This is a genomic window from Pseudomonas eucalypticola (assembly GCF_013374995.1).
In the GTDB taxonomy this organism is placed as follows: Bacteria; Pseudomonadota; Gammaproteobacteria; order Pseudomonadales; family Pseudomonadaceae; genus Aquipseudomonas; species Aquipseudomonas eucalypticola.
The window spans coordinates 4,037,552-4,053,594 of record NZ_CP056030.1; the positions used below are offsets into that span (position 1 = coordinate 4,037,552).

Sequence of the window (16,043 nt, forward strand, 5' to 3'; positions counted from 1 at the left end):
GGGGTGCTATGAGACGAAGGCCGGCACGGTTTATTCCCAGCCCCTGGCGAATAAATTCAGCGTAGGTGCCGTGGAATAAAACGCGCCGTCATTCGTCTTGCTAATCTAGACACCAGGCCCCTTGTGACCGCCGCCATGAACGACTTCGATGACCAACTGCGCACCTTGTTGCCACGCCTGCGGCGCTTCGCCTTGTCCCTCACCCGCGAGCCGAGCAGTGCCGACGATTTGGTGCAGGGCTGCCTGGAAAAGGCCTTGAGCCGGCGCGCCGAGAAAAACGCCGAGGGCGAACTGCGCGCCTGGCTGTTCCAGATCCTCTACCGCCAGTTCATCGACAGCCACCGCCGCGCCCGGCGCTATGCCCGGTTGCTGGAGTTTTTCACCGGCCGCGACGACGACCAGCCCTCCGTCGAACGCACCGTCCTGGCCCAATCGGCCTTGCAAGCCTTCGACCGGCTGAACGACGAGCAACGCGCCTTGCTGCATGCCGTGGGCGTGGAGGGCCTGAGCTACAAGGAAGCTGCCCAGGTGTTGCAAGTGCCCTTGGGCACCGTCATGTCGCGGCTGTCCCGCGCCCGCCAAGCCCTGCGCCTGCTTCATGAAGGCGAGATTCAACGCCCTGCCCTGCGGATATTGAAATGATCACCCTGCCCCCGACCGAACACGACCTGCACGCCTATGTCGACCTGCGCCTGAGCCCGGCCGACCGCCAACGCCTGGAGACCTGGCTGGCCAGCCATCCCGAGGTGGCCGCTCAGGTGAAGGGCTGGCAGAAAGACGCCCGGCTGCTGCGTTCGGTGCTGGGGGCTTCGCCCTTGCCCGACAACCCGGCGCTTGACCCCAGCGCCGTGCGCCAGCGCCGCCGCCACCGTTACCAGCAATACCTGGGCCGCGCCGCCGCACTGGTGCTGGCAGTGGCCCTGGGCGCCGTGGGTGGCTGGCAGGCGCGCCCCGGCGTAGCGCCCATGACCGACGCCTTGCAGGCGTATCGGTTGTTTGCCGAAAAGGACGTGTTGCCCGCCGACTTCAAGGTCGGCGCTGGCAACAGCGTGCAGCCCTGGCTGGACCGGTACTTCCGGGATGCCGCGCGCCTGCCCGACCTCGAACGCGCCGGATTCAAGGCGGTGGGGGCAAGGCTGCTGAGCACCGACCAGGGCCCTGCGGCCATGGTGTTGTACCAGGACGACCGGGGGGCCCGGGTCACCTTCTACATCCGCCCGCCGGGTCCGGGCAACAAACTGCTGCCCCGTGGTTCGCGTCGCGAGGGGGGCCTGCAGGCTGATTACTGGTCGGGCCCGGGGTACAACTATGCCGTGGTCGCGCCGGTTGACGTGGCAACGAAAAGACTCCCACTGTAGCAGCGGACCTGGCCGCGTCACGACGCCACGCACCATCAGGCACACCCCATGCGTTGCCAACGCGACCAGCGCCGCTGTTGCTGCCACTCGCGCCTGGCCAGGAACGCCTGGCTTTATCACCGATTTCGATCCGTGACCGCGCCTGCGCTAGCGTCATCATAAGCAACTAGGTGAATCGATTCAGCCAGCCGCTTGTCATACCTTCGTACCGGTCCTATCAAGTCCCGGTCTGCCAGGTCGATGCAGTGGACGAGGCACGCACCTGTTGTTCCCCCTTTTCTCTGCCGCCTATAGGTCCCGACCCGATGAACCCCTTCCGCTTCCTCCGTCAAGCTGCATCGGCCGCAGCCGGGACCGCCAGCGTGGTGAGTACCTTCAGCAACCTGGCGAGCGACCTGCAGGCCATCCACCTGAGCCCGACGTTCATTGCTGGCTTCGTTTCGCCGCACCTGGACCTGGACGCCGTGGCGCGCCAGTTGCGGCAGCGCTTTCCGCAGGCCACCTTGAGCCTGTGCACCACCGCGGGCGAACTCAGCAGTGCCAGTGAAAGCCTGTATTGCGCGGCGCAGGGTCACTGGGACCGGATCGTGCTGCAACTGTTCGACGCCAGCCTGATCGCCGGCGCCGAAATGGTCAGCGTACCGCTGCTCAGCGAAGACATACGCGGCAACGGCAAGCGCCTGGGCATGCGCGACCGCATCGACAGGCTGGTCGGCGAGCTCAAGCGCACGCGGGTCAACATGGCCCTGGACAGCCGCGACACCCTCGCGTACGTACTGTTCGACGGCTTGTCGGCGTCCGAATCCTTCTTCATGGAGGCCTTATACGAGTCCGGCCGCTTCCCGTGCCTGTTCGTCGGCGGCTCAGCCGGTGGCAAGGACGACTTCCAGAAAACCCTGTTGCACGACGGCCAGCGCAGCTACCAGAACCACGCCCAGATCGTCTTTCTCAAGTGCGCGCCGAACGTCCGCTTCGGCGTGTTCAAAAGCCAGAACTTCGAACCCACGCCGCTCTCGTTCAGTGTACTGACGGCGTCGCTGGAGGAACGCTACATCCACCAGGTGTTCGACGCCGCCGGCAACATCAAGACCATGGTCGCGGCGCTGTGTGACGCCTTCAAGTGCGCGCCCAACCAGCTGGAGAAGTACCTGGCCGAATATTCCTTTGCCATTCGTGTGGGCGAGGAACTGTTCGTGCGCTCCATCGCTCGCATCGACTACGCCCGCGAAACCATCCACCTGTTTTGCGACGTGGCCCCCGGCGAGGAGCTGGTGATGGTCAAGCGCACATCGCTGCGTGACGCCACCCAACGGGACTTCCAGCGCTTCTTGCAAGGCAAAGGCGGCCAACCGGTTGTGGGGTTGCTCAACGACTGCATCCTGCGCCGTGCCAACAACGCCGGCAAACTGGGGGAAATGACCGGGGTGTTCGGTGACGTGCCCGTGGCGGGTTTCTCGACCTTTGGCGAAATCCTGGGCCTGAACCTGAACCAGACGCTGACCGCCATCTTCTTTTTCAAGGTGGCCAAGGGCGCGACCTTCAGCGATGACTACATCGACCGCTTCGCCAGCCACTATGGCGAATTCAAGGCGTTCTTCCTGCGTCGACAGATCCAGAAACTGGCTGGGCTGAACCGCGTGGTGGTCAAGCAGATCGAGGCCTTCAAGGCCCACCAGTACACCAGCGACCTGGACACCCAGGGCCTGGATGCCAGTGTGCAGCCGGTGTTCAGCGGCCTGGCCGACTTGGGCTCGGTGCTGTCCCAGGCCACCGAACAGCAGGCGGAAATCGCCCGGCAGTTGCAGCATTACTCCGGTGAACTGCACCTGTCCATGGACGACCTGACCAGCACCATCGACCACCAGAACAGCGTCACCGCCCAGGCCGGCAACACCGTCACCGGGCTGTCCGACCACGCCGATGAAGTGGTGGGCAGCGCCCGCGACCTGGCGCAGTCGAGCCTGCGCATCCAGTCGGTGGTGCAGGTCATCCAGCAGATCGCCGGGCAGACCAACCTGCTGGCCCTGAACGCTGCCATCGAGGCAGCCCGGGCCGGCGAAACCGGTCGCGGTTTCGCCGTTGTGGCGGATGAAGTACGCAAATTGGCCGAAATCACCCGCAAGAACGCCGGGGAGATTGGCGTGGACATCGACGCCTTGTCGGGGGAGATCCAGAAGGTCGCTTCGCAGATCGAGGAGCAGTCGAGCGCCGTGGGTACGCTCAAGCAGTTGCTGGGCGACCTGGAAAACTCCAGCCGCATGACCGAAGGGACCTCCCAGCGCACCAAGAAAATCGCCGATACGCTGACCGGCTTGACCCACCTGTAGAGACGCTGGCATGCAGCCCCCTGCCTCGCAGGGGGCCGCGCCGTATCAGCCGAGCAGCTGCTGCAACACCACTTCCAGCGGATGACGCAGCTGTTTGTCGGCCATGCGCTTGACCTGGCTGCGGCACGAGTAGCCGGTGGCCAGGGCTTCGCCGTCCTTGGCCAACTTGCCGGCCCAGGACTGGTCGAAGATGGTGCGCGAAGTGGCCTGGTTGCGCGCCTCGTGGCCATAGGTACCGGACATGCCGCAGCAGCCGGTGGCCTCGGTGACCAGGTTCAAGCCCAGGCGCCCGAACACCTGCTCCCACTGCCGGGTACTGGCGGGCACATTGGTCTTTTCGGTGCAGTGGGCCATCAGCCGGAAGCTGCCCGTGCCACGGGCGGCGTGTTCGGGCAGCACATCCATCAGCCACTCCTGGGGCAGGGCCACCTTCGGGCAGGCTTCCAGCCCCGGCACCTTGAGGTATTCCTGGCGGTACACCAGGGTCATGGCAGGGTCCAGCCCCACCAGGGCCACGCCGCAGTCGGCGAGCGCCTTGAGCTGGGTGGCGTTGCGGATCGCAGCCTTGGCAAAGGCGCCCAGGAAGCCCTGCACATGCAGTGGCTTGCCGTTGGCGCTGTAGGGTGCCAGGAATACGCGGAACCCCAAGCGGTGGGCCAGTTCGATGAACGAGGCCAGCAGCGGTGTCTCGAAATAGCGGGTGAAGGCATCCTGCACCAGCACCACGCTGCGCTCGCGCTGGGCCGGGGTCAGCTCGCGCAGGGCCGGCAGGCTGGCGACTTGTACCTTGCAGCGGGTCAGAGTCGCCTGCAGGTTGTAGCGGCTGAGCAGCGGGCTGTCGACCATGCCGGCCTGCCCTTCCAGCAGGCGCCCGACCAGCCGGCTGCCCATCACCGCGTTGTAAAGGCCCGGGGCGTGGGCCAGGTACGGCAGGGTAAATTCCAGCGAACCGATCAGGTAGTCACGCAGCGGGCGCTGATAGCGGCCGTGGTACAGCTCCAGGAACCGCGAACGGAATTCCGGCACGTTGACCTTGACCGGGCACTGCCCCGCGCACGACTTGCATGCCAGGCAACCGGCCATGGCGTCATAGACCTCATGGGAAAAGTCCTGCTGCCCGCGGCGGCGCGCCAGGTTGTTGCGCAGACGGCTCGGCAGGCCCTTGGCCCAGGCGGCCTTGCCACGGGCGGCGGCCAGCACGTCGACATTCGCCGCGCCTTGCAAGCGCAGCCATTCACGGATCAGCGAGGCCCGGCCCTTGGGCGAATGCTGGCGCTCGCGGGTGGCTTTCCACGACGGGCACATGGCGTCGTCGGGGTCGAAGTTGTAGCAGGCACCGTTGCCGTTGCAGTGCACGGCGCTGCCGAAGCTCTGCCACACGCGCTCGTCGATCTGGCGGTCGTAGTCGCCGCGCATCGGTGCTTCGTTGACCTTGATCAGCCCTTCGGCGCTGTCGGGCGGGGTGCAGATCTTGCCGGGGTTGAGCTGGTTGTGTGGGTCGAAAGCGCCCTTGAGCGCTTGCAGCGTCGGGTACAGCTCACCGAAGTAGGCTGGCACGTACTCCGAGCGCAGGCCTTTGCCGTGCTCGCCCCAGAGCAGGCCGCCGTAGCGTTGGGTCAGCGCCGCCACCGCATCGGAGATCGGCTTGACCAGTGCGGCATGGGCCGGGTCTTTCATGTCCAGCGCCGGGCGCACGTGCAGCACGCCGGCGTCCACATGGCCGAACATGCCATAGGCCAGGCCATGGCTGTCGAGCAGCGCGCGGAAGTCAGCGATATAGTCCGCCAGTTGCTCAGGCGGTACCGCGGTGTCTTCCACGAACGGCTGCGGGCGCACCTCGCCTTCGACGTTGCCCAGCAGGCCCACCGAGCGCTTGCGCATGGTGTACACGCGGTTCACCGCTGCGGCGCCTTCGGCCAGGGTGTGGCCCAGGCGTTCAATGCTGGTGTCGGCCTGCAGGTGCTCCACGAACGCCGCCACCCGGGCGTTGACCTCGGCCGGGTCGTCACCGGCGAATTCCACCAGGTTGATCCCCAGGGTCGGGCGACCCGGGTCCTGGGGGAAATACTCGGCCACGGCATGCCAGACGATGTCCTTCATGGCCAGCAGCAGCACCTTGGAGTCCACGGTCTCGATGGACAATGGCTTGTGCGCCAGGAGGGCATTGGCATCGCGCAGGGCGTCCATGAAGCTGCTGTAACGGACGTTGACCACCACCTGGTAGGTTGGGATCGGCAACACGTTGAGCTTGGCTTCCACCACATAACCCAGCGAGCCTTCGGCCCCGCACAGCACGCTGTTGAGGTTGAAGCGCCCCTGCTCGTCGCGCAGGTGCGCCAGGTCGTAGCCTGTCAGGCAGCGGTTGAGCTTGGGGAAGGTGCGCTCGATCAGCTCACCCTGGGTTTCTTCGATGGTGCGGGCCACCCGGTAGACTTCGCCGGCCCGGCCCGGTTGCGCACAGGCCTGAGCCAGCTCGGCCTCGTTCAACGGCAGGCTATGCAGGCGCTGGCCGCCCAGCAGCACGCTGTGCAATTCCAGCACGTGGTCGCGGGTCTTGCCGTAGGTGCAACTGCCCTGGCCGCTGGCGTCGGTGTTGATCATGCCGCCCACGGTGGCGCGGTTGGAGGTGGACAGTTCCGGGGCGAAGAACAGGCCATGGGGCTTGAGGGCCTTGTTGAGCTGGTCCTTGACCACACCGGCCTGCACCCGCACCCAGCGTTCCTCGACGTTGATTTCGAGAATACCGTTCATGTGCCGCGACAGGTCGACGACGATACCGTCGGTCAGCGACTGGCCGTTGGTGCCGGTGCCGCCGCCGCGCGGCGTCAGCTTGACCGCCTGGAAGCGTGGTTCGGCCATCAACGCGGCGACGCGCGCCACGTCGTCGGCGTCCAGCGGGAACACCGCGGCCTGGGGCAGGCGCTGGTAGATGGAGTTGTCGGTGGCCAGCACCGTGCGCGTGCCATAGTCGGTGCTCATCTGGCCGCGGAAACCGGCGCTGCGCAGGGCGTCGAGGAAATCAGGGTACAGGGTGGCCGGGGCGGTGCCGGTCAGGTGGGCGATCATCGGGGGATGGCCTCGTTTTATGTCAGGCAAATCATGAATACGGCCAGGGCGCCTATGGTCAACAGCCGCCCAGGTAGTGGATGATGCCCATGTTCCCGGACTTCGGCGCCAGGCACAAACCGATATTGCCGCCACCTTTAATGACTTTTACGAATGAATTACCGCAACCTCACGCCCTCCATGTCCGTGCTCCTGGCGTTCGAGGCCGCCGCACGCCATGAAAGCTACACCCGCGCGGCCACCGAACTGTCCCTGACCCAGAGCGCCGTGACCCGCCAGGTGCAAGCCCTGGAACAGCAATTGGGGGTTACGCTGTTCCGCCGCGAGGGCCGCGCAGTAAAACTCACCGACGTCGGCCGCCTGTATCAGCGCGAGATTGCCGAGGCACTGGGCCGCGTGCGCAGTGCCACGTTACACGCCATGGCCCACCAGGCCGGCGCGGGCAGCCTGCGCCTGGCGACCCTGCCCACTTTCGGCTCGAAATGGCTGCTGCCGCGCCTGCATGGATTCTACCGCCACCACCCCGACGTGCTGGTGCACATCAATTCGCGCATCGAACCGGTGGACTTCGCCACCAGTGGCATCGACGCCGCCATCGTGGTGGCCACGGGCGAACTGCCCGGACTGATCTGCCACCGGCTGCACGCCGAGGAACTGATGGTGATCCTATCGCCGACATTGGAGGCCACGCGGGCGCAGTGGAGCCCCGTGGACATCAGCCAGCAGGTGCTGCTCAGTGTCGCCAACAACGCCAACGCCTGGGGCGAGTGGTTCACGCACCATGGCCTGCCTCACCAGACCATGCGCCTGGGGCCCAGTTTCGAGCTCACCTCGCACCTGGTGCAGGCGGTACGCGCGGACATTGGCATCGGCCTGGTGCCACGCATCCTGATCGCCGACGAACTGGCCAGCGGCGAACTGACCTGCCCCACCCTGCCCTACGCCAGCGCACGGGGCTATTACCTGGTGTACCCGCCGCGCAACCAGGCGCTGCCGGCGCTGGATGCCTTCCGCCACTGGTTGCTGGACACGGCCGAGCGCGACGTCTAGGCGCGGTTTGGCACCCAGTATTGGGCCACTGCGCCGTGGGCGCCTTGCACCGGGTCCTGGTCGGGGAATGGCAGCGCGGCAATGGCAGACCGCTGCGCCGGGGTCGGCGCCTGTCGGCAGATGTTGCCCTGCTGGCCCGGCGGGTAGGCGCCCACTACCTGGAAGTCAGTGCTGGAGCCCAGGTTGCGGTGGCCAGTCCCGGCAGGCAGTAACAGGACATCGCCCGCGCTCACCTGCACCTCCTCACCGCCGGGGCCACCCAGCATCAACCGCGCCTGGCCACTGAACACCCCTAGCACTTCGTGCCCCTGGGTGTGGTAGTGGTGGTAGTCGAACACACCGTAGCGCCACTGCGGGGGCCAGCCGTTGGCGCTGAAGGTGCGCTCGAACAAGGCGGCAGGGTCGCTGCCCTGCACGGCAATGGCCTGCGGGTAGATCAGAACGGGCAGGCGCGGATTGTTGGGCACCCAGTCATGGGCGGTGGGAAACATCAAGGTCTTCACGGCGGGGGTCGCCTGGGCTCGGGTCATCAGTGAGCCTGCTGGGCCAAGCACAGCCAACAGGGCCAGCTTGGCGACGTCACGTCGAATAAGGGGCATGAATATCTCCGGCTGTTCAGCGCAATCTGAAACCGGTTTCATCCTAGCACAGGAACTTCGCGGCACCGCCGACGCAGCCAACCCTACTTTACGCCAACCGCTGTAGCAGCGGACCTGGCCGCGTCCCAGCCGCCGCGTAGCATCAGGCAGACCGCAGGCGCCGCCGACGCGGCCAGGTCCGCTGCTACCGGTCAGCGGATCTGGTGTTTGTGCAATAACCGGTAGAAGGTAGGGCGCGAGATGCCCAGTACCTTGGCGGCGATGCTGAGGTTGTCCGCGTGGCGGTTGAGCACGTCGCACAGGGCCTGGCGCTCGGCGCGGTGCTTGTAGTCTTCCAGAGTGCCCATGGGCACCACGGTGGCCGCCTGGCTCATCAGCCCGAGGTCCGCGGCCTCTATCTGCCGCCCTTCGGCCAGCACCAGACCGCGGCGCACCCGGTTCGCCAGTTCGCGCACGTTGCCCGGCCAATCGTGCTTGCCCATGGCAATCAATGCATCCTCACTGAAGCTGCGCGGCCGGCGCCCGGTTTCCTGGCTGTAGAAGTGGGCGAAATGGTTGGCCAGCATCGACAGGTCACCGTGACGCTCGCGCAATGGCGCCGTCACCACCTGCAGCACATTGAGACGGTAATACAGGTCTTCGCGGAACCGCCCGGCGCCGATGGCCGACTCCAGATTGACATGGGTGGCGGCCAGCACCCGTACATCGACGGCGATCGGCTGGCTACCGCCCACCCGCTCGATGTGCTTTTCCTGCAGGAAGCGCAACAGGTTGGCTTGCAGTTCGAGGGGCAGGTCGCCGATTTCATCCAGGAACAGGGTCCCCCCATGGGCCGCTTCTATCCGCCCGATCTTGCGCTGGTGCGCGCCGGTGAACGCGCCTTTCTCATGGCCGAACAGCTCGGACTGGATCAGGTGCTCAGGGATTGCCCCGCAATTGATCGCCACGAACGGCTTGGCGTGGCGCTGGGATTGGCGGTGCAGGGTGCGCGCTACCAATTCCTTGCCCGTGCCGCTTTCCCCGCGAATGAGCACGGGCGATTCAGTGGGCGCGAGCTTGCTGAGCAGCTTGCGCAGGTCACGGATGGGCCGGCTGTCGCCCAGCAGTTCATGTTCCGGCTGGTTGACGTGCACAGCGCCCTGCCCGCGCAGCCGCGCCATGCCAAACGCCCGCCCGAGGGTGACCTGCACCCGGGACACGTCGAACGGTAGCGTATGAAAGTCGAAGAACCATTCACAAACGAAGTCACCGACGTTCTGCAGGCGCAGCACGTCCTGGTTGAGTACCGCGATCCACTCGGTGTTGCTGCGGCTGATCAGGTCCTTGACGGCTTCGGGCCGCTCCAGGTGAAACGGCTGGAGCCGTAACAGGCCCACATCGCACGGGCGGTCACCGGCTTCGTCAAGCCCGCAGCTGTCCACCTCCCAGCCCACGGTGCGCAAACCAGGCAGCAACTGGTGACAGTCCTCGCAGGGGTCGACAATTAACAGGCGTCGTGTGGTTGCCATCTCGAGCATGACCGGTTCCTTGGCGCCAGAAGTATAAAAGTTATTAGAAACAGACAGTTGGCGCTCGCGTCTGTAACAGTAGCAATTAACTTGACGCTGCCTAGGACCGTTGGTCTGCAAACGACCTGCGGCTTTTCACCGCGCGGGGGAATTTCACTTGCTTTTCAACGTCTAACCGAACGTTGAAAAAAACCGGTAAAAAACGTTGCCTATTTTTCTGCCCGCGTGTGACTTGTTGCCCGGTTGGCAGCATCAGTACAAACAGACATGGGCACTACCGGCGTGACTCACCGGCGGCCTTTGAACCTTTTCCGGGCACACGAGAGAGACTGAAAACCATGAACGCCCCGCTGCGTGTCAACGAAGCACTTCTGATTGCCGGCCACGCCTTCGAACCCTTCCAGTGCGTGGCCTGGGCCCCGCAGGATGGCAACGGCGAACTGAGCCTGACCGTGGTAGACCGCACCCGCAACAGCATTGGCCGCAAGCAAGTACCGAGCAGCACTTACTCGGACCCGGCGCAGTGGCAACACTTGCTGGAAGAAGTACGCGCCGAACTCGCCCAGGGTGGTTATGCGCTGCAACCCTGGAGCATGCCAGCACAATAAAGAGCACCGGCAATGGCAGGAAGTGGCAACTTGGGCAGTCATCAGTATTAATTAACCCCGGTTGCCTTAACCTGTCCATTCACGCGCAGGACTTGCTGACTGTACGCTATAAAGTGCCTGGCACACTGTCTATATGTTGATAATCCGCGCCTAGCTCGTCGGCCAGGTCCCGAGCGCGGCCCAGGCGGATGGCCCCTCGTTCGATATCCACCAGCAGCGCCGGACATGGCAGCGGCGCGATGGCGTGCGCGCGCTTGATCCGCCCATCGGTCACGATCAGGCACCGGCGGACTTCATGGGGAAACGCCTTGGCTCGCCTGGCCAGCCACTCGCCGGCCTGCTGCAGCGCCGCCAGCAACGGCGTGCCGCCACCCGCCCCCAGCGCCTGCAACCAGGGCTGCAAGCCTTGCGACGCCTTCAACCCATGGCGCTGCCAGTGGGGCTGCTCGCCACTGGCGGTCAACAAGGCCAGGCGCGCGCGCTGGCGGTAGGCTTGATCGAAGAGTTCGGCCAGAAGGCCTTTGGCGTCAGCCAGGGCCTGACGCCGGCGCGTGGACGCCGAGGCATCCACCACCACCAGCCACAACTCGGCGGCACTGCCCCGGCGCTGGCGCCAGCGCAGGTCGGACGCCAGGCGTGGCCGGCCCTGTAACAGGGTCGCCGCCCAATCTACCGTACCGTTGCTGGCGGCCCGGGCGCGACCACGCCGACCTTGCTGCCCGCCGCCCTTGGGTCGCGCACCCGCCACGGGGCGCTGGCGGGTGCTCAGGGCTTTTTTGGCCAGCTCGGGACCTCACGCCGCTGGCCCATGGGCGTGGCCTGGGGCGGCAGGCTGCCCCACTGGCCCTGGGCACTGCTGTGCTGCCCGGCATCGCCACCGGACGCAGGCGGTTGCGCGCTGTCGGGCGCTTCGGGCGGCTGACGACGGCGATGGCGCAGGGCGAATTCGGCCACCGCATCGATGTCCTGCGCCTCGATGGCCAGCGCGCCACGCCAAGCCGCATGGGCCCTTGCTGCGCGCAACCACACCAGGTCGGCGCGCAGCCCGTCCACGCCGGCGGCAAAACAACGTTGCGTGATGACGGCCAGCGCCTCGTCGTCCAGCGGGACTTCCTCCAGCACGTCCCGAGCCATCTGGCAGCGCTGGCGCAACGCGTCCTGGCGGCCGGCCCATTCAGCGCAAAACCCATGGGGGTCGGCGTCGAACGCCAAGCGGCGGCGAATGATCTGACTACGTTCCTGGGGTGGCGACTGGCTGTCCAGTGCCACGTTGAGGCCGAAACGGTCGAGCAACTGCGGGCGCAGTTCGCCCTCTTCTGGGTTCATGGTGCCAATCAGCACGAAGCGCGCGGCGTGGCGGTGGGAAATGCCATCGCGCTCCACCCGGTTGACGCCGCTGGCGGCCACGTCCAGCAGCAGGTCGACCAGATGGTCGGGCAGCAGGTTCACCTCATCCACGTACAGCACGCCACCGTCGGCCTTGGCCAGCACCCCGGGGGAAAATTGTGCCCGCCCCTCGCCCAGCGCGGCGTCCAGGTCCAGGGTGCCTACCAGGCGCTCTTCGGTCGCGCCCAGGGGCAAGGTGACGAATTGACCGCTGGCCAGCAGATCGGCCAGGCCGCGGGCCAGGGTGCTCTTGGCCATGCCCCGCGGGCCTTCGATCAGCACACCGCCGATCCGGGGGTCGATGGCGCTCAGGCACAGCGCGAGTTTCAGCGCATCGGCGCCCACCACGGCAGCCAGGGGGAAATGGGGAATATCGCGCATCAGGTGTCTTCTTCCATATCCATCAGCAGCGTTTCCAGGGCCTCGCGGTACTCACCCGGCTCAGCCCACAGGCCGCGTTGCTGGGCCTCCAGCAAGCGTTCGGTGATGTCGCGCAAGGCGTGGGGGTTGTGCTGCTGCATGAAACCTCGGGTGTCGGCATCCAGCACGTAGGCCTCGGTGAGCAAGGCGTACTGGTGGTCGTCGATCAAGTGGGTGGTGGCGTCGAAGGCGAACAGGTTGTCCACCGTCGCAGCCAGTTCGAACGCCCCTTTATAACCGTGGCGCTTGGCGCCGTCGATCCATTTGGGGTTCACTGCCCGCGCCCGCACCACCCGGTTGAGTTCCTCTTTGAGGGTACGGATGCGTGGCACGTCCGGCTGGCTATGGTCACCGTGGTAGCTGGCGGTGGCCTTGCCGCCCAGGGTCTCGGCGGCGGCAAGCATGCCGCCCTGGAACTGGTAGTAGTCATTGGAGTCGAGCAGGTCGTGCTCGCGGTTATCCTGGTTCTGCACCACCGCCTGCACCTGGCTCAGGCGCTGGGCGAAACGCCCTCTGGCCGGGGTGCCTTCATCGGCGGCGCCATAGGCGTAGCCACCCCAGTTCAAGTAGGCCTCGGCGAGGTCATCGCGGGTTTGCCACAAGCGCCCATCGATGGCGCCTTGCACGCCGGCCCCGTAGCTACCGGGCTTGGCGCCGAAGATGCGCCAGCCTGCCTCGCGGCGCGCCTGCTCGGCGTCGATGCCCTGGTCCAGCAAGGCGGCCTGCTCGGCGCGGACCTTGGCCGCCAGCGGGTTGAGGTCGTCGGGTTCGTCCAGGGCCGCCACCGCCTGCACCGCGGCATCGAACAGGCGCAGCAGGTTGGCGAAGGCATCGCGAAAGAACCCGGACACACGCAGCGTCACGTCCACTCGGGGGCGGTCCAGCAGGCTCAGCGGCAAGATCTCGAAATCGTCCACCCGCTGGCTGCCGGTGGCCCACACCGGGCGCACGCCCATCAGGGCCATGGCCTGGGCGATGTCATCGCCGCCCGTGCGCATGGTCGCCGTGCCCCACACCGACAGCCCCAATTGGCGTAAATGGTCACCGTGGTCTTGCAGGTGGCGCTCCAGGATCAGGTTCGCCGAGGCAAAGCCGATGCGCCAGGCGGTGGTGGTGGGCAGGTTGCGCACGTCCACGGAAAAGAAGTTGCGCCCCGTGGGCAGCACGTCCAGGCGCCCCCGGCTGGGCGCGCCGCTGGCACCGGCAGGCACGAAGCGCCCCGCCAGGGCGGCGAGCAGCCCACCGATCTCGGCTGGGCCGCAGGCGTCCAGGCGCGGGGCCACGGTTTCACGCAGGCCCTCGAGAATCAGGTCCACTTCGGGCCATGCCGTTCGCGCCGGGGTGGCCAAGGCTTGCTCGATCAACTGTGCGGCGAACAGTTCCAGGCGCTCACGGGTGTCCCCGGCGGTGCGCCAGCTGTCATCGCCCATGGCCTGCAGGCAGGCTGGCCGAGCACCTTCCCACGGATCGCCGAGGTCGCAGTCCAATGGGTCGAAACCCAGTTCCAGCGCGCGGGCCAGGGCACGAATCAAACTGGCATGGGCGCCACGGCCGTCACCTCGGGGGATGCGCAGCAGCGACGCGAGGGTGTCGATCCGCAGCCGCCCCTGGGGCGATTCGCCGAAGATGTGCAGGCCGTCGCGAATCTGTGATTCCTTCAGGTCACACAGGTAGGTGTCCAGGCGCGGCAGCCACAGGGCGGCGTCGGCGTCGCTGTCCCACCCAGCGTCCAGTTGCAGTTCGCGGTCGATCTGCGCGTCGCGCACCAGGCCCAGGATCTCGCGTTGCAGCTCGCGGGCCCGGCGCGGGTCCAGTAACTGGGCGTCGTAGTATTCGTCGGCCAGGCGCTCCAGGTCGCGCAGCGGCCCATAGGTTTCGGCGCGGGTCAGCGGCGGCATCAGGTGGTCGATGATCACCGCCTGGGTACGGCGCTTGGCCTGCGCGCCCTCCCCTGGGTCATTGACGATGAAAGGATAGACGTTGGGCATCGGCCCCAGCAGCGCGTCAGGCCAGCACTCCGCAGACAGGCCCACGCCCTTGCCTGGCAGCCACTCCAGGTTGCCGTGCTTGCCCACGTGCACCACGGCGTCGGCGCCGTAGGCGTGGCGCAGCCAGAAGTAGAAGGCCAGGTAGCCATGGGGCGGCACCAGGTCGGGGTCGTGGTACACGGCGCTGGGGTCCAGGTGGTAACCACGGGCGGGCTGGATACCCACGAAGGTCAGGCCAAAGCGCAGGCCGGCGACCATCATGCGGCCACTGCGGCACATCGGGTCGGCAGCGGGTTCGCCCCAGCGCTCGCGCACCGCCTGCTGGTTGGCCTCGGGCAACCGGGCGAAAGCGGCCAGGTAGTCATCCATGGCCATGCTTTGGGCGCAGGGGCGCAGGTCCAGGCTTTCCAGGTCGTTGCTGACGCCGCCCAGCAGCGCCTGGATCAGGGCCGTGCCATTGGCGGGCAGGTCCTGCACCGGGTAACCCTGCTGTAGCAGGGCGGCGAGAATATTCAGCGCGGCCGCCGGGGTATCCAGGCCCACGCCGTTTCCGATGCGACCGTCGCGGGTCGGGTAGTTGGCCAGGATCAGCGCGATGCGCTTCTGGCCGTTGGGCAAGCGCGCCAGCTCGCTCCAGCGCCGCGCCAGTTCGGCGACGAAGTCCATGCGTTCGGCATGGGGGCGATAGCAGACCACGTCCGACTGGCTGCGCTCGCTGCGCCAGGCCAGGTCCTTGAAGCAGATGGGCCGGCTGATGATGCGCCCGTCCAGCTCTGGCAGGGCGATGTGCATGGCCAGGTCGCGGGCGCCCAGGCCCTGCTCGCTGGCTTCCCAGCCAGGCTGGTTGTCCTGGGCGCAGATCGCCTGGATCACCGGGATGTCACGGCGAAACGGCCGCAGGTGCGGGGCTTCGGGATTGGACTGGGCGAAGCCGGTGGTGTTGAGGATCACCGCCGCATCGACCGCATCGAGCCAGTCCTCGACCTGGGCCAGGCAGCCGGCCTCCTTGAGGCTGGCCACGGCGATGGGCAAAGGATTGAGGCCCGCCGCCTGCAGGCGCTGGCAGAACACGTCGACAAAGCCGGTGTTGGCTGCCTGCAGATGCGAGCGGTAGAAGATCAACGGTACGGCAGGCTGCCCCGGTACCCAGTCGGCCTGCCAGTGCGCCAGAGTCGCGTCGTGCCAGGCGGGGTGGTAAATGGCGGTGCGCGGTAAGGCCCGGGGTTCTTCCCAGGGGTAGGCGCGCCCCAGAAATTGGCTGGCCAGGCAGTTGAACAGCGACAACGCGTTGCCCATGCCGCCCTGGCGCAGGAAGTGCCACAGGCGCTCGGCTGCCTCGCGGTCCACAGTGCTCAGGTCGCTGAGCGCCGGGTCCGGGCGATCGTCACCTGGCACCAGGATCAACTGCACGCCGCGTTCGGCCAGGGCCACCAGTTGCTCGACGCCATAGCGCCAGTAGCCGATACCGCCGTGCAGGGAAATCAGAATGACCTTGGCGTGGCGCAGCACCTGGTCGACGTAGAGGTCGACCGAGGCATGGTTCTGCACCTGCATGGGGTTGGCCAGGCGCAAGGTCGGGAAATCGTCCGGCAGCTGCAGGGCCGCTTCGGCCAGCAGCGCCAGGTGGGAGTCACCGCTGCAGAGAATCACCAGCTCGGCCGGTGTCTGGCCCAGGTCGGCGATACTGTCGTCCGGCACGAAACCGCCGGGCTGGGTTCTCAGCAGGTGCATGG

The 16,043-nt window shown here is 66.5% G+C and carries 11 protein-coding genes; 5 read left to right on the forward strand and 6 right to left on the reverse strand.

Annotated features, from left to right (window positions below; genetic code table 11):
* The first annotated feature begins 135 nt into the window (after positions 1-135).
* The 3 genes from HWQ56_RS17820 (at position 136) to HWQ56_RS17830 (ending at position 3,685) form a co-directional block, all read left to right on the forward strand.
* On the forward strand, positions 136-642 hold the full coding sequence (locus tag HWQ56_RS17820; RefSeq protein WP_176571334.1) for a sigma-70 family RNA polymerase sigma factor: 507 nt from the start codon (positions 136-138) through the stop codon (positions 640-642).
* Positions 639-1,358 carry an anti-sigma factor family protein gene (locus tag HWQ56_RS17825; protein WP_176571335.1) on the forward strand — a complete coding sequence of 240 codons (720 nt, stop codon included), beginning with the start codon at positions 639-641 and terminating at the stop codon, positions 1,356-1,358. Before HWQ56_RS17820 ends, HWQ56_RS17825 begins: the two co-directional genes overlap by 4 nt.
* A gap of 305 nt (positions 1,359-1,663) precedes the next feature.
* Positions 1,664-3,685: an FIST N-terminal domain-containing protein gene (locus HWQ56_RS17830; RefSeq protein ID WP_158154042.1), complete on the forward strand. Its 2,022-nt coding sequence runs from the start codon at positions 1,664-1,666 to the stop codon at positions 3,683-3,685.
* 45 nt (positions 3,686-3,730) lie between these two features.
* Here the strand turns inward: HWQ56_RS17830 and ydiJ are convergent, their stop codons facing one another.
* Complete coding sequence (gene ydiJ / locus HWQ56_RS17835; protein WP_176571336.1) at positions 3,731-6,751, reverse strand: D-2-hydroxyglutarate dehydrogenase YdiJ; 3,021 nt, start codon at positions 6,749-6,751, stop codon at positions 3,731-3,733.
* 153 nt (positions 6,752-6,904) lie between these two features.
* On the opposite strand from ydiJ, the gene HWQ56_RS17840 reads away from it, so the two are divergent.
* Positions 6,905-7,801 (forward strand): LysR substrate-binding domain-containing protein, encoded by an 897-nt coding sequence (locus HWQ56_RS17840; protein WP_176571337.1) that lies wholly within the window; start codon positions 6,905-6,907, stop codon positions 7,799-7,801.
* On the opposite strand, the gene HWQ56_RS17845 is transcribed toward HWQ56_RS17840, so the two are convergent.
* Both HWQ56_RS17845 and HWQ56_RS17850 read right to left on the reverse strand, forming a co-directional pair.
* Positions 7,798-8,331, reverse strand: a complete 534-nt coding sequence (locus HWQ56_RS17845; RefSeq protein ID WP_158154047.1) for a cupin domain-containing protein — start codon at positions 8,329-8,331, stop codon at positions 7,798-7,800. The two genes, HWQ56_RS17840 and HWQ56_RS17845, sit on opposite strands and share 4 nt — an antisense overlap.
* 260 nt (positions 8,332-8,591) lie before the next feature.
* Complete coding sequence (locus HWQ56_RS17850) at positions 8,592-9,917, reverse strand: sigma-54 dependent transcriptional regulator (protein WP_176571338.1); 1,326 nt, start codon at positions 9,915-9,917, stop codon at positions 8,592-8,594.
* A gap of 329 nt (positions 9,918-10,246) precedes the next feature.
* Between HWQ56_RS17850 and HWQ56_RS17855 the strand changes: the two genes are divergently transcribed.
* Complete coding sequence (locus HWQ56_RS17855; RefSeq protein ID WP_158158175.1) at positions 10,247-10,516, forward strand: hypothetical protein; 270 nt, start codon at positions 10,247-10,249, stop codon at positions 10,514-10,516.
* Between the two features lie 106 nt (positions 10,517-10,622).
* Here the strand turns inward: HWQ56_RS17855 and HWQ56_RS17860 are convergent, their stop codons facing one another.
* The 3 genes from HWQ56_RS17860 to cobN are packed head-to-tail and all read right to left on the reverse strand — an operon-like array spanning position 10,623 to position 16,041.
* Entirely contained in the window at positions 10,623-11,264 is a 642-nt protein-coding gene (locus tag HWQ56_RS17860; RefSeq protein WP_245217775.1) for a vWA domain-containing protein, read from the reverse strand.
* 17 nt (positions 11,265-11,281) lie between these two features.
* Entirely contained in the window at positions 11,282-12,283 is a 1,002-nt protein-coding gene (locus HWQ56_RS17865; RefSeq protein ID WP_158158174.1) for a magnesium chelatase ATPase subunit I, read from the reverse strand.
* Complete coding sequence (gene cobN, locus HWQ56_RS17870) at positions 12,283-16,041, reverse strand: cobaltochelatase subunit CobN (RefSeq protein WP_176571339.1); 3,759 nt, start codon at positions 16,039-16,041, stop codon at positions 12,283-12,285. The genes HWQ56_RS17865 and cobN overlap by 1 nt, the downstream gene beginning before the upstream one ends.
* Between the last annotated feature and the right edge of the window lie 2 nt (positions 16,042-16,043).